The 13,762-nt window shown below is 67.2% G+C and carries 10 protein-coding genes; 2 read left to right on the plus strand and 8 right to left on the minus strand.

What is annotated here, in order from left to right:
• The first annotated feature begins 1 nt into the window (after position 1).
• On the plus strand, positions 2-1,135 hold the full coding sequence (recF, locus tag ACW170_RS01610) for a DNA replication/repair protein RecF (protein WP_492087965.1): 1,134 nt from the start codon (positions 2-4) through the stop codon (positions 1,133-1,135).
• Between the two features lie 144 nt (positions 1,136-1,279).
• The gene (gyrB, locus tag ACW170_RS01615) at positions 1,280-3,706 is read left to right on the plus strand and encodes a DNA topoisomerase (ATP-hydrolyzing) subunit B (protein ID WP_492087966.1); all 2,427 of its coding nucleotides are present in this window, start codon (positions 1,280-1,282) and stop codon (positions 3,704-3,706) included.
• Here the strand turns inward: gyrB and ACW170_RS01620 are convergent.
• From ACW170_RS01620 to ACW170_RS01655, 8 genes are all read right to left on the minus strand, one after another.
• Positions 3,703-4,887, minus strand: a complete 1,185-nt coding sequence (locus ACW170_RS01620; RefSeq protein ID WP_492087967.1) for an acetyl-CoA C-acyltransferase — start codon at positions 4,885-4,887, stop codon at positions 3,703-3,705. The genes gyrB and ACW170_RS01620 overlap by 4 nt on opposite strands.
• Before the next feature lie 72 nt (positions 4,888-4,959).
• Complete coding sequence (locus ACW170_RS01625; RefSeq protein WP_492087968.1) at positions 4,960-5,907, minus strand: flavin reductase family protein; 948 nt, start codon at positions 5,905-5,907, stop codon at positions 4,960-4,962.
• A 94-nt stretch (positions 5,908-6,001) separates the two neighbouring features.
• Positions 6,002-6,904, minus strand: coding sequence for a 3-hydroxyisobutyrate dehydrogenase (gene mmsB / locus ACW170_RS01630; RefSeq protein WP_492087969.1), 903 nt, complete (start codon positions 6,902-6,904; stop codon positions 6,002-6,004).
• A 25-nt stretch (positions 6,905-6,929) separates the two neighbouring features.
• Positions 6,930-7,988, minus strand: a complete 1,059-nt coding sequence (locus tag ACW170_RS01635; RefSeq protein ID WP_492087970.1) for an enoyl-CoA hydratase/isomerase family protein — start codon at positions 7,986-7,988, stop codon at positions 6,930-6,932.
• Positions 7,985-9,121, minus strand: a complete 1,137-nt coding sequence (locus ACW170_RS01640; protein WP_492087971.1) for an isobutyryl-CoA dehydrogenase — start codon at positions 9,119-9,121, stop codon at positions 7,985-7,987. Before ACW170_RS01640 ends, ACW170_RS01635 begins: the two co-directional genes overlap by 4 nt.
• A gap of 85 nt (positions 9,122-9,206) precedes the next feature.
• On the minus strand, positions 9,207-10,070 hold the full coding sequence (gene aguB, locus ACW170_RS01645; protein WP_492087972.1) for an N-carbamoylputrescine amidase: 864 nt from the start codon (positions 10,068-10,070) through the stop codon (positions 9,207-9,209).
• A complete protein-coding gene (locus tag ACW170_RS01650; protein ID WP_492087973.1) occupies positions 10,067-11,086 on the minus strand; it encodes an agmatine deiminase family protein in 1,020 nt (339 codons plus the stop codon). The genes aguB and ACW170_RS01650 overlap by 4 nt, the downstream gene beginning before the upstream one ends.
• Positions 11,087-11,244: 158 nt before the next feature.
• The gene (locus ACW170_RS01655; RefSeq protein WP_492042402.1) at positions 11,245-13,716 is read right to left on the minus strand and encodes a TonB-dependent receptor; all 2,472 of its coding nucleotides are present in this window, start codon (positions 13,714-13,716) and stop codon (positions 11,245-11,247) included.
• Positions 13,717-13,762: the final 46 nt, after the last annotated feature.

The raw sequence follows: 13,762 nt of genomic DNA on the forward strand, positions 1-13,762 counted from the left end.
CGTGATCCGCTCCCTCGCCCTCACCGACTTCCGCTCCTATAGGAGCGCGCGGCTGGACCTCGCCTCCGGCCCCGTGGTGCTTCACGGCCCGAACGGGGCGGGCAAGACCAATCTGCTGGAGGCCGTCAGCCTTCTGACCCCCGGCAAGGGGCTGCGAGGCGCGACCGCCGCCGAGATGGGCCGGCGCGAGCCCGGCGAAGCGACCGGCCGCGCCTGGGCCGTCATGGTCGAACTGGACGATGAGACCCGTCTGGGCACCGGTGTCCAGACGGCGGGCGCGGCGCGGCGCATCGTCCGCATCGACGGCGAGACGGCCCAGCCGGGGCGGTTGCTCGATTATCTTCGTCCCGTCTGGGCGACGCCCGAGCAGGACCGGCTGTTTTCCGACGCCCGGGCCGAGCGGCTGAAATTCTTCGACAGGCTGGTGTTCGCCGCCGATCCCGACCACGCCGCCGCCGTCTCCGCCTATGAAAAGGCCCTGCGCGAGCGGCTGCGGCTGCTGAACGACGCACAGGATGGACGCGAGGCCGACCCGGTCTGGCTGGACGCCCTGGAGGCCCAGCTGGGCGAGGCCGGCGCCCGCGCGGCCCTGGCCCGCGTCGCCGCCCTGCACGCGCTCCAGGCCGCCATCGACGCCCGCAGCGACCGCCCATTCCCCCAGGCCGACCTGGGCCTGGACGGCCCCGCCGAACAGATGGCCGAGGCCGGGGCGGAAGAAGACGAGATCGCCGCTGCGATCCGCGAGGGTCTGGCCAAGGCCCGCGCCCGCGACGGCGCCGCCGGCCGTTCCCTGTTCGGCCCGCACCGCACCGACCTGACCGCCCTGCACCGCGAGAAGAACCGCCCCGCCGCCGAGGGCTCGTCCGGCGAGCAGAAGGCCCTGGTCCTGAACCTGATCCTGGCCCAGATCAGCCGCCTCGCGCACCATGAGGCCGCCGGCGCCGCCCGCCCCGTCCTGCTGCTGGACGAAGCCCCCGCCCACCTGGACGAAGCCCGCCGCGCCGCCCTGTTCGACGAGATCGTCGCCCTGAACCTTCAGGCCTTCATGACCGGCACCGAACGCGGCCTGTTCGCCGGTCTCGAGGACCGCGCCCAGTTCGTCCGCGTCGCCGGCGGGGCCCTGGAAAACGACTAGGATTCCACGCCGGAATTCCTCGCTTTTTCGCCGCAAATTCCTATATGTTGCGGGCTTCGGCCCGGTGCGATCCCGGCGTCGATTCGAGCGCCCGAAGCGGCGCTCAATCCCCGTCCCGGTCGGGACTTCAGAGCCATAGATTTCATGACCGATCCGATTGCCGACATGCCCGAATACGGCGCCGATTCCATCAAGGTTCTCAAAGGCCTGGACGCGGTGCGCAAACGTCCCGGCATGTATATCGGCGACACGGACGACGGCTCCGGCCTTCACCACATGGTCTATGAGGTGGTGGACAACGCCATCGACGAGGCCCTGGCCGGCCACGCCGACCTGGTCCAGGTCATCCTGAACGCCGACGGCTCGGTCACCGTGACCGACAACGGCCGCGGCATCCCCACCGGCATCCACGAAGGCGAAGGCGTCTCGGCGGCCGAGGTCATCATGACCCAGCTGCACGCCGGCGGTAAGTTCGACCAGAACTCGTACAAGGTCTCGGGCGGTCTGCACGGCGTGGGCGTGTCCGTCGTCAACGCCCTGTCCGACTGGCTGGAGCTGAAGATCTATCGCGACGGCAAGGCGCACCAGATGCGGTTTGAGCGCGGCGACACAGTCAAGTCGCTGGTGATCACCGGCGACGCCCCGATCCGCGAGGACACCGGCAAGCCGCTGAGCGGCACCGAAGTCACCTTCTATCCGTCGGTCACCACCTTCAGCCACATCGACTTCGACCTGAAGACGCTGGAACACCGGCTGCGCGAACTGGCCTTCCTGAACTCGGGCGTGGTCATCAAGCTGGCCGACCAGCGTCATGCCGAGCCGATCGAGATGATCCTGCACTACGAGGGCGGGGTCGAGGCCTTCGTGCGCCACCTGGACAAGTCCAAGGCGCCGATCCTGAAGGACGTCATCGTCATTCGCGGCAAGAAGGAAGGGATCGAGCTGGATCTCGCCCTGTGGTGGAACGACAGCTACCACGAGACCATGCTGTGCTTCACCAACAACATCCCCCAGCGGGATGGGGGCACCCACCTGTCGGCCTTCCGCGCCAGCCTGACGCGCGTCATGGGCGGCTATATCGAGAGCTCGGGCGCCGGCAAGAAGGAGAAGGTCTCCGTCACCGGCGAAGACGCCCGCGAAGGCCTGACCTGCGTCCTGTCGGTCAAGGTGCCGGATCCCAAATTCTCAAGCCAGACCAAGGACAAGCTGGTCTCGTCCGAAGTGCGCCCCGCCGTCGAGGCCCTGTGCTCCGAAGGCCTGGCCCAATGGTTCGAGGAACACCCGGTCGAGGCCAAGATGGTCGTCGCCAAGATCATCGAGGCGGCGTCCGCGCGTGAAGCCGCCCGCAAGGCGCGCGACCTGACCCGCCGCAAGTCGGCGCTTGAGATCAGCAGCCTGCCGGGCAAGCTGGCCGACTGCCAGGAGCGCGATCCCGCCAAGTCCGAACTGTTCATCGTCGAGGGCGATTCCGCCGGCGGCTCTGCCAAACAGGCGCGCAACCGCGAGAACCAGGCCGTCCTGCCCCTGCGCGGCAAGATCCTGAACGTCGAGCGGGCGCGGTTCGACCGGATGTTGTCGTCAGACCTGATCGGCACCCTGATCCTGGCCCTGGGCACCGGCATCGGCCGCGACGACTTCAACGCCGACAAGCTGCGCTATCACAAGATCATCCTGATGGCGGACGCCGACGTCGACGGCGCCCACATCCGCACCCTGCTGCTGACCTTCTTCTATCGGCAGATGCCCGAGCTGATCACGCGCGGCCACGTCTATATCGCCCAGCCGCCCCTCTATAAGGTCTCCAAGGGCAAGCAGTCGCGCTACCTGAAGGATCAGGCCGAGATGGACTCCTATCTGATCGAGGAGGGCTCGTCCGAGGCCGAGCTGGACCTGTCGACCGGCGAACGCCGCCTGGGTCTGGATCTTCAGGCCCTGGTGCGCGAGGCCAAGGCCTTCAAGGCCGGCGTCGACCGCCTCAGCCAGCGCGCGCCCGCCTTCGCCATCGAACAGGCGGCCCTGGCCGGCCTGTTCATCGAGAACGCCGACACCGCCGAGGCGGCTGCGGCCGCCGCCGTCCGCCTGAACCTCTACGCCGAAGAGGGCGACGGGGACTGGACCGGCGCGCCGGGCGAACAGGGCGCCGTGGTCTTCACCCGCACCCGTCGCGCGGTGCAGGAAACCATCGTGCTGGAAGAAACCCTGCTGCGTTCGCTGGACGCACGTCGTCTGGCCGAGCGCGCCGCCGCCTTCGACGGCGTCTTCTCCGCTCCGGCCACCTATCGCCGCAAGGAAAAGTCCACCACCATCCGCGGGCCGCTGGACCTGCTGAACGCCGTACTGGACGCCGGCAAGAAGGGCCTGGCCATCCAGCGCTACAAGGGTCTGGGCGAGATGAACCCCGAGCAGCTGTGGGAGACCACGCTGGACTCCAACGCCCGCACCCTTCTGCAGGTCTCGGTCGAGCACGAGGAAGACGCCAACGACCTGTTCGCCAAACTGATGGGCGACGTGGTCGAGCCACGCCGCGAGTTCATTCAGGAAAACGCGCTGGACGCGGCGGTCGACGTCTAAACCAGTTCGACGCCCATGGCGGTGGCCTCGCCACCGCCGATGCACAGGGCGGCCATGCCGCGCGTCTTGCCGCGCGCCTTCAGGGCCGACAGCAGGGTGGTCAGGACGCGTGCGCCCGAGGCGCCCAGCGGGTGGCCCAGGGCGCAGGCGCCGCCGTTGACGTTGATCTTGTCATGCGGGACGCCCAGCTCCTGCATGGCGATCATCGGCACGATGGCGAAGGCCTCGTTGACCTCCCACAGATCGACGTCGTCGGCGGTCCAGCCCGCCTTGGCCAGGGCCTTCTTCAGGGCGAAGACCGGTGCGGTGGTGAACAGGCTGGGCTCATGGGCGTGCGCAGCCTGGCTGACGACGCGGGCGATCGGGGTCAGGCCCAGGGCGTCCGCCGTCGATTGACGCATCATGACCAGGGCGGCGGCGCCGTCCGAGATCGAGGCGGCCGAGGCGGCGGTGATGGTGCCGTCCTTGCCGAAGGCGGGCTTCAGATTGGGGATCTTGGAGGGATCGGACTTGGTCGGCTGTTCGTCGCGGTCCACGACCACCACGCCCTTGCGCGTCTTGACCTCGACCGGCGTGATCTCGGCGTCGAAGTCGCCGCTGTCCTGGGCGCGCTTGGCCCGGCCCGCGCTTTCGACCGCGTAGGCGTCCTGCTGTTCGCGGCTGAACTGATAGGCCTTGGCGGTGTCCTCGGCGAACTGACCCATCAGCTTGCCGGGCTCATAGGCGTCTTCCAGCCCGTCCAGATACATGCTGTCGGAAATGACGTCGTGGCCGATCCGGGCCCCGCCCCGGTGCTTCTGCATCAGATAGGGCGCATTGGTCATCGACTCCATGCCGCCCGCCACGATCACCTCGGCCGAACCGGCCAGCAGGGCGTCGTGCGCCATCATCGCGGCCTGCATGCCCGAGCCGCACATCTTGTTGATCGTGGTCGCCTCGGTCGAGATCGGCAGGCCGGCGCCCAGGCCCGCCTGACGCGCCGGCGCCTGGCCCAGACCCGCGGGCAGGACGCAGCCCATGATGATCTGCTCGACTTTGTTCGGATCCAGGCCCGCCCGGTCGAGCGCCGCCTTCACCGCCGTCGCGCCCAGGTCAGTGGACTTGGCGTCCGACAGCGCGCCCTGGAAACCGCCCATCGGCGTGCGGGCGTAGGAGACGATGACCACAGGATCGGCAGACATGGGCGAGCTTCCTCTTGCTTTGGCGTCTGAGATAGCGATCCGACCGCCCGATGTGAACGGGCGCCTGCTCAATCAGGCGAAGTGCAGCCGCCGGTAGCGGCCCCTGAAATAGAGCAGCGGGTCGCGGCGCGGCTCGAACCGGGCGCGCGTGACCCGGCCGATGAAGACCAGATGGTCTCCGGCCTCGACCACCTGATGGGTCGCGCATTCGAAACTGGCCAGAGAACCGGAGAGGATGGGCGCGCCTGTGTCCCAGGTCTCCCAGGCCACGCCGTCGAACCGTTCGGCCGAAGACCGGGCGAAGGCGCCCGACATCGGCTGCTGGCCGATGTGCAGCACATTGATGGCGAAATGCTCCGCGCGCTTGAACCGCTCCAGGTTGGACGAACTGCGGGCCAGGCAGAACAGGATCAGCGGCGGGTCCAGCGACACCGAGGAGAAGGAGTTGGCGGTCAGCCCGACCGGTTGGCCGCCCTCGTCCAGCGTCGTCACCACCGTCACCCCGGTGGCGAAACAGCCCAGGGCGTCGCGCAGGGTGCGGGGATCGGAGCCGGCCTGGTAGTAGAGGGCCTCGCGCGGCGCCTGGCGTTCCAGAAAGCCCAGTATGGCCGCCTCCGCCGCCTCAGCTGGATCGGCGGGGTCCAGACAGAGGATCGACAGGCCATCGAGCATCGCCTCAGCCTGCGGCGGCGCATCGCCGACGACGATCAGGCAACTGGCCAGGGCCGGCCCCGTAACGACAAGCGCCGGCGCAACGCTGCCCAGGGTCTCCGAAGCACATAGAATGGCGGGCCGCGACGAGATGTCGGTCAGCAACCCCCGCAGAGCGGCGGCCTCTTCGCCTCTTTCGAGAACCGGCGCCAGCAGCACGTGCCGTCCCGCCTCTTCCAGCGCCCGCACCCAATGGCGCCAGTCCGGCGACAGGCGCTCGAGCGGTCCGATCAGCAGGACGACCGGATCCTCGGGATCGCCCCAACCCTGGACGTCCAGACCTCCGATCCGGGGCGGCGATACAGTCATGAAGCGAGGCGGTCCAATCCGGCGGTGAAGAGACGTCTAATAGGGCAGGTCCGGCCGCAGACGCCACGATTTACGCCGGCGGCCGGGGATCGGATCATCCCGCGTCCAGATCGCTCAACCGCCCCCGTAGCATCTGTAGCATGGCCGAGAAGTCTCGCCCGCCGTGGCCCAAGCCGTCGAACAGGGCGTACATCGCCTCGGCCTGCGCGCCCAGGGGCGTCGAGGCGCCGGACTTGGCCGCCGCGTCCTGGGCCAGTTTCAGGTCCTTCAGCATCATGGCCGTGGCGAAACCGCCCTGATAGTCGCGGTTCGACGGCGCGGTCGGCACCGGGCCGGGCCAAGGGTAATAGCTGGTCACGCTCCAGCACTGGCCCGAGGATTTGGACGCGATCTCGAAGAAGCGTTCGGGATCCAGACCCAGTTTCTCGGCCAGGGCGATCGCCTCGCACGTGCCCAGCATGGAAATGCCCAGCAGCATATTGTTGCAGATCTTGGCCGCCTGACCGGCGCCGTGATCGCCGGCGCGGATGGTGATCCGGCTCATCGGCTCCAGCACCGCCTCGATACGGGGAAAGTCAGGCTCCTCGCAGCCGACCATGAAGGCCAGGGTTCCTGCATCGGCCGCCGCCGTCCCGCCCGACACCGGCGCGTCGGCGAAGGCGTATCCCGCCTCCTTTGCCAGGCCCGCTACCTTGCGCGCCGTCTCCACGTCGATGGTCGAACAGTCCAGCAGCAGGGCGGTGGATGGGGCCGCGCCGATGATCTGTTCGGCGTAGACCTTATGCACATGCGGCCCTGCGGGCAGCATGGTGATCACCACCTCAGCGTCGCGCACGGCCTCTGCGACCGAGGCCGCCGGCGCGCAGCCCGCTGCGGACGCCCGCTCCAGCGCCCCCGCGTTCAGGTCGAAGGCGGCGACCGAATGGCCGGCCTTCGCTTGGTTTGCGGCCATGCCGCCGCCCATATTGCCCAGGCCGATAAAGGCGATCTTGGTCATGGTCTCTCTCCCTGTGTCGGCGTCCCTATCTGTCGAGGGGCGTCCATTTTTCATGATCCGGCAGCGGCGCGAACAGCGCGTCCAGCGTCGCCTCCGTAACGCCCGGCAGGTCCGAAGGGGACCATTTCGGCGCATTGTCCTTGTCCACGATGACGGCCCGCACCCCCTCCTGGAAGTCGTGGGTCCGAACCACGCGTCCGCCCAGGGCGTATTCCATGGCCATATTGTCGGCGAAACTGGCGAGCGTCGCCCCGGACCGAAGCTGGCGCAAAGTCACCTTCAGCGACTGCGGCGACTTGGTCTTCAGGATCGCCGACTGGGCCAGAGCCCAGTCCGAGCCGTCCGCCTCCAGCGCCGCGAAGATCTCCTCGACCGTGTCGAAAGCGAACAGCCGGTCGATGGCCTCGCGGTGCGGATTCAACGGCGCCTCTTCCGGCTCGGTGGCGCAGACCCAACGGTTCGCCTCTTCCAGCGGGTCCGTCGGGTTCGCCAGTAGCGCCGCCTTGAACCCCTCGATATCAATGGCCGGAACGAAATGGGTGTGGACCCCCAACGCCACCGTGTCCGCCGCCTTCAGCCGCGCCCCCGTCAGCGCCAGCCAGACGCCCGTCTGTCCCGGCAGACGCGGCAGGAACCAGCCGCCGCCGACGTCAGGGAACAGGCCGATCCCCGTCTCCGGCATGGCGTAGGTGGTCCGCTCGGTGGCGATGCGGATGTCGGCAGGCTCCGAAATCCCGACGCCGCCGCCCATGACGATCCCGTCCACGATGGCCGTGATCGGCTTGGGATAGTCGAACATCAGATGGTTCAGCCGGTACTCCGCCAGGAAGAAGGCCTTGGCCTCGGACGCGTCCCCCGCCCCGCTCTCGGCGATCATGCGGATGTCGCCGCCGGCGCAGAAGCCGCGCTCGCCCGCATGGTCGATCAGCACCGACTGCACCGCCGCATCGTCGCGCCAGGCCAGCAACGCCGCCGTCATCGCCTCACACATCGCCCGGTTCAGGGCGTGGATGGCCTTTGGGCGGTTCAGGGTGATCCGGCCGACGCCGTTCTCGACCCGGGCGATGATTTCGGCGTCATTCATCGGGCCATCTCCCGCGCGATGATCACCCGCATGATTTCGTTCGTCCCTTCCAGGATGCGGTGAACCCGCAGATCCCGCACGATCCGTTCCAGCGGATAGTCCTTCAGATAGCCGTAGCCGCCATGCAGTTGCAGAGCCTCGTCGGCGATCTGGAAACAGGCGTCGGTGGCCAGGCGCTTGGCCATGGCGCACCATTTGGTCTTTTCGGGATGATCGGCATCAATCGCCCAGGCGCCGCGCAGCACCATCAGCCGTGCGGCCTCCAGGTCGGTCGCCATGTCGGCCAGGCGGAACTGCAACGCCTGGAACTCGCCGATCGGTCGGCCGAACTGTTTGCGGGTGGCGACGTAATCCTGCGCCGTCTCCAGCGCCAGCCGCGCACCGCCCAGCGAACAGGCGGCGATGTTCAGCCGCCCGCCGTCCAGACCCGCCATGGCGTAGCGGAAGCCCGCCCCTTCTTCCCCCAGAAGATTGGCGACCGGCACGCGGCAGTCGTCGAACTGGACGATGGCGGTCGGCTGGGCGTTCCAGCCCATCTTGCGCTCCTGCGCCCCAAACGACAGGCCGGGCGTCCCTGCCTCGACGACGACGGCGCTGACCCCCTTGGGGCCCTCTCCGCCCGTGCGGACCATGACGACATAGAGGTCGCTGGTCCCCGCGCCGGAGATAAAGGCCTTGGACCCGTTCAGCACATAGTGATCGCCGTCGCGCACGGCCGTAGTTCGCAAGGCGGCCGCGTCCGACCCTGATCCCGGCTCCGTCAGGCAATAGCTGGCGATCTTCTCCATACCAACCAGATCGGGCACGAACCTCGCGCGCAGGTCGTCCGACCCGAACCGGTCGATCATCCAGGTCGCCATATTGTGGATCGAGATGAAGGCCGCCGTCGCCACATCGCCGCGCGACAGCTCCTCGAAGATCAGCGCCGCCTCGACCCGGCCCAGGGCCATGCCGCCGTGTTCCTCGCCCGTATAGATGCCGCAGAAGCCCATCTCGGCCGCCTGTTTCATCACATTGACAGGGAAATGCTTGTCCTCGTCCCAGCGGGCCGAATGGGGCGCCAGTTCGGCCTCGGCGAAAGCGCGCGCCGCGTCCTGGATGGCGCGCTGGTCGTCGGTAAGGGCGAAGTCCATGATCTCTAAACCTGCTCCGTCATCCTAGGGCCTCCCGATTACCGGCAAGCGTCCGGCACGAGTAGAATGACGCCATCATGGCGGACTATCTCGCCCCCGTCAGCACCCCATACAGATCCGTCCGCCGATCCCGGAAAAAGCCCCAGGCTGCGCGGTACTTGTCCAGCTCATCCAGGTCGAAGCGGTGCACCAGCACCCCCTCCTCCTCGGCGCCCAGGCTCTCGACCAGTTCGCCCTGCTGATCGGCGATGAAGGAATGGCCGTAGAAGCTCTGGCCCACCTCGGTCACCGTCTCACGCCCGATCCGGTTGGCCCCGACGACCGGAACCGCGTTGGACACGGCATGGCCCTGCATGGCGCGGCGCCAGGGCTGGGCCGTATGCAGGCTCGCGTCGTGCGGCTCGGTGCCGATCGCGGTCGGATACATCAGCACGTCGGCGCCCATCAGCATCATCGCGCGCGCGGCCTCCGGGAACCACTGGTCCCAGCAGATGCCGACCCCGACCTTGCCGAACCGGGTGTTCCAGACCTTGAAGCCCGTATCGCCCGGCCGGAAATAATATTTCTCCTGATAGCCGGGACCATCGGGAATATGGCTCTTGCGATAGACGCCCAAAGCCTCGCCGTCCGCGTCCAGCATGACCAGCGAGTTGTAATACTGCGGCCCGTCCTTCTCGAAGATCGAGACCGGAATGGCCACGCCCAGTTCCTTGGCTACCGGCGCCATGGCCGTCACGCACGGATGCTCGCGCCACTCATAGGCCTGGCTGAACCAGTGCTCCTCCTGCGACACGCAGAAATACGGCCCCTGGAACAGTTCCGACGGCAGTATCACCTGCGCGCCCTTGCCCGCCGCCTCGCGCACGAAGTCGATCGTCTTGGCGATGTTCGCCTGCATGTCCTCGCCATAAGAGGTCTGGATGCCGGCGACGGTGATGTTGCGGGTCATGCGGGCTCCTGCTGGGAGATACAGTGGAACGAGCCGCCGCCGGTCAGGATGGCCTTGGACGGCAGCGGGATGATTTCGCGATCGGGGAAGGCCTCCTTCAACGCCTTACACGCCATATCGGCTGCACCGTCGTCGCCATAGGTCGGGACCACCACGGCGCCGTTGGCGATCAGGAAGTTCATGTGGCTGGCCGGGATCGGGCGTTCGTCCTCGTCCAGAACCAGGCCAGGCGACGGGATCCTCAGTACACGGATCTTACGTCCCTCAGCATCCGTCATGCCCGACAGATCGCGCGCCGTGGCGTCATAGACCTCGGCGTTGGGGTCGTTCCGCCCCCAGGCGATAGGACAGGCCACGACGCCCGGCGCGACGAACCGGGCCAGGTTGTCGACGTGTCCGTCGGTGTGGTCGTTCAGCAGGCCGTCGCCCAGCCACAGCACGGCCTTGGCGCCAATGGCCGTCTCCAGCGCCGCGGTCGCGACCGTCTCGTCCTGATTCCACGCCGGGTTGCGGTTGGGGTTCAACAGGCACTGGCGCGTGGTCAGGACCGTCCCCTCCCCGTCGTGATCCAGCGACCCGCCCTCCATGACGAAGTCGTTCCACGTCAGGGGCACGCCCGAATGCTCGCCGATCTGGCCCGCGACCAGCTCGTCGCCCGGCATGTCGTACTTGCCGCCCCAGCCGTTGAACCGGAACGCCGCCGCCGTCTTCGACCCCGCGCCGAAGATCGGCCCGGTGTCGCGCAGCCAGATGTCGCCGAACTCACCCGGCACGACCTCGACATTCTCGACGCCCTCAAAGCGCGCCCGGGCGTCCGCCAGCACCTCGGCCTTGCCGACCATCAGCCTGACCTGTTCACGCCCCGGCCCGGCCAGGGCCCGCACCAGACCCTCGACCTCGTCCTGCGCCTGTTCCAGCGCCTCGAACCAGTACTCGGCATGACTGGGCCAGCCCACCCACATGGCGCGGTGCGGCGCCCACTCGGCGGGGATGGGAGCGGAGATGGGAGCGGTCATGGGCGGACGGTCCTGTCTGGGTTCCGGAGGTGTCGGCGGGCGACCCGCGAGCCGCGCCATATGGCCCCTCCCGCCCCCGACTTCAACGGCGGGCGTTGCGCAAAGAAAAGGGCGGCCCGCGAACGGACCGCCCTTCGTCGTTTCAGTCTGGCTTGGCCTTAGAAGGCGTAGCGGACCGAGGCCTGAACCGTGCGCGGCGCGCCTTGCGAGGCATACAGCGACGAGCTCGAGTTCAAACCGGTGCCCAACGAGCCGTAGTATTGCTCGTCGAACAGGTTGATCACGTTCACGCTGACGCTGGTGCCGTCATAACCGAAGTAGCCCAGGTCGAAGCGGGCGTCGGCGTTGACGACAGTGTAGCTCGGCACGGCCAGGTCGTTGACGTCGGTCAGCCAACGCTCGCCGACGTAGCGGGCCTGGATGCCGGCGCTCAGCGGGCCGGTTTCGTACTTGGCGCTCAGGACGAAGGTCCAATCCGGCGTTTCCACCAGGCTCTTGCCGCCGACCGGGATGGTGGTGCTGGAGCTGGAGCGGTAGTCGTCCTGGATCTCGCTGTCGTTATACGAAGCCGAGGCATAGAAGGACAGCGACTCGATCGGCGAGTAGCCGAGTTGAGCGTCGAAGCCCATCATGTCCACATCGCCGACGTTACGGTCGGTGCTGATGTTGGTTTCCGGATCATAGGCCGACAGGATGCGGTTCTGGAACTGGGTGTACCAGACGTTGGCCGAAGCGATCAGGGTTCCGGTCTGGTAGCGGTAGCCGGCGTCGTAGGTCTTGCTGGTTTCCGGGTTCAGGATCGGGCTGATCAGTTCGCCGGAGGTGTCATACAGAACCGTGTACAGGTTGTCGGTGCGCGGCAGGGTCAGGCTTTCCGCATAGGAGAAGTAGATGCTGCTGGCGCCGTCGAAGCGCCAGACGGCGTTCAGGTTCGGCAGGACGTCGTCGAACGTCTTCTCGCGGCTGTAGGGCGCGATGTAGTCCGTCGTCGAGGTGCCGATGCGGTAGTAGGTGTAGTTGGCGGTCGAGTTCGGCGACACGGTCGTCGTCTGCGTGGTGCAGACCACCGAGCTGGAACCCTTGGCCGAGTAGCAGTTCTGGTTCATCTCGCGCTTGAAGTAGGGCACGCGGACACCCAGGCTGACGCGCAGGTGATCATCGATGAACTTGCCGCGGTATTCCAGCGCGCCCTGGTTCAGGATCGCGTAGGATAGACGGTCACGCGCACGCAGGTCGTAGCCGTCCAGGTTGGTGATGGTCTCGCCGTTACGGCCGCCGAAGTAGTTCGAGAAACGCGGCTCGGACGGATTGGAGAAGTCGATCGTGCCGTAGGCGCCGGTCTGACGGTGACGCGCCCAGTCCAGCGTATAGGCGGCGCGGATCGAGTGGTTGTCGTTCAGGTTCCAGATCAGCGACGAGTTGACGCCATAACGCTGGGTGTGGGTGTTCGACGGGGTCATGACCCGGACGGTGTCCAAGGTGTCGCCGTCGCCGTTCAGGTCCACGCCGCCCGTGGTCTTGGAACCGCGCAGCAGGGCGTCAGTCTCGGAAAGGGTCCTCTGTTGCGAGCCGCCGTTGGCCAGAACGTACTGGAAGGAGGGGTCGAAGGTGAAGATCAGGCCTTCAGCCAGGGTGAAGCGCGACTGGCCGCGCAGGTTGCCCGTGTCCGAGGGGTTGATACGCAGACCCCAATAGCTGGTGGGGTTGCGGTCGATGTCAGCCGCACCGTTGACGAAGGTCGGCGCCGTATAGGTCGGGGTCAGATCGACGTTCCAACCGAACGGGCTGGTGTCGGCCGTCGAACCCAGCGAGCCATCCGCGTTACGGAACAGGTTCGGGCCGTTGTAGCTGTTGTTGCGGTTGCGGTTCCAGTGCGCGGCCAGCGAAACGAAGTCGCCGTTGTCGCGGATCGGCTGATACACCTTGGCGTTGTACTGGATCTTGCCCAGGTCGCCGATGCCCTTGTACTTGTCATAGGACTGGTCGGAATAGGCCAGCCAGGCGCGGGTGCCCCAGGGGCCGACGGCGCCGGTGTTCACCATGCCGATGACGCGCTTGTAGTTGAAGTCGCCCAGCGAGCCCTTCACGAAGCCGCCGAAGTCTTCGGTCGGCGTCAGCGACGAGATGTTGATCGTACCGCCGGTGGCCGAGGCGGAGGGGCTGTCGGCGTCGGTCGTGCCGGTGTTGACCGTGGCGCGGTCGATCAGCTCAGCGTCCAGTTGTTGGTTCGTATAGAGGGCGTAGTTACCGGAGTCGTTCAGCGGCATGCCGTCGAAAGTCTGGGCGATGCGGTTGCCGTCGAAGCCGTGCAGACGGATGTTGCCGCCCGACGAACCGTACGGGTCGTTGTTGGTGAAGTTCATGCCGGGAACGAGGTTCAGGATCTCATTGATCGACTGACCCGAGGCCTGGGTCGAGATGAACTCTTGCGTGATGGTCGAGCGGCTCTTGCCGACGTTTTCAGCCACGATGGCGCCGTCGATGGTGCGCGGGCCGCGCTGACCGGTGACGACGATTTCGTTCAGTTCGGCGGCTTCCGTACCGGTCGATTGCGCGGAGGCGGCGCCGGCGCCGGCGAGCGTGCCGACGATGGCGGTGGTCGCCCAGAAGAGGCGCTTGCGGTTGATCATTGCATCTATCCCCAGATGAAGGCCGACAAGGCCCCTAAAGGCGACA

The organism is Brevundimonas sp. FV2ps16, assembly GCF_058681075.1.

What these genes read in the sequence shown, in the direction of transcription:
- gyrB (WP_492087966.1), top strand. Translation starts at nt 1,280, where the DNA reads ATGACCGATCCGATTGCCGACATGCCCGAATACGGCGCCGATTCCATC.
- ACW170_RS01620 (WP_492087967.1), bottom strand. Translation starts at nt 4,887, where the DNA reads ATGTCTGCCGATCCTGTGGTCATCGTCTCCTACGCCCGCACGCCGATG.
- ACW170_RS01625 (WP_492087968.1), bottom strand. Translation starts at nt 5,907, where the DNA reads ATGACTGTATCGCCGCCCCGGATCGGAGGTCTGGACGTCCAGGGTTGG.
- mmsB (WP_492087969.1), bottom strand. Translation starts at nt 6,904, where the DNA reads ATGACCAAGATCGCCTTTATCGGCCTGGGCAATATGGGCGGCGGCATG.
- ACW170_RS01635 (WP_492087970.1), bottom strand. Translation starts at nt 7,988, where the DNA reads ATGAATGACGCCGAAATCATCGCCCGGGTCGAGAACGGCGTCGGCCGG.
- ACW170_RS01640 (WP_492087971.1), bottom strand. Translation starts at nt 9,121, where the DNA reads ATGGACTTCGCCCTTACCGACGACCAGCGCGCCATCCAGGACGCGGCG.
- aguB (WP_492087972.1), bottom strand. Translation starts at nt 10,070, where the DNA reads ATGACCCGCAACATCACCGTCGCCGGCATCCAGACCTCTTATGGCGAG.
- ACW170_RS01650 (WP_492087973.1), bottom strand. Translation starts at nt 11,086, where the DNA reads ATGACCGCTCCCATCTCCGCTCCCATCCCCGCCGAGTGGGCGCCGCAC.
- ACW170_RS01655 (WP_492042402.1), bottom strand. Translation starts at nt 13,716, where the DNA reads ATGATCAACCGCAAGCGCCTCTTCTGGGCGACCACCGCCATCGTCGGC.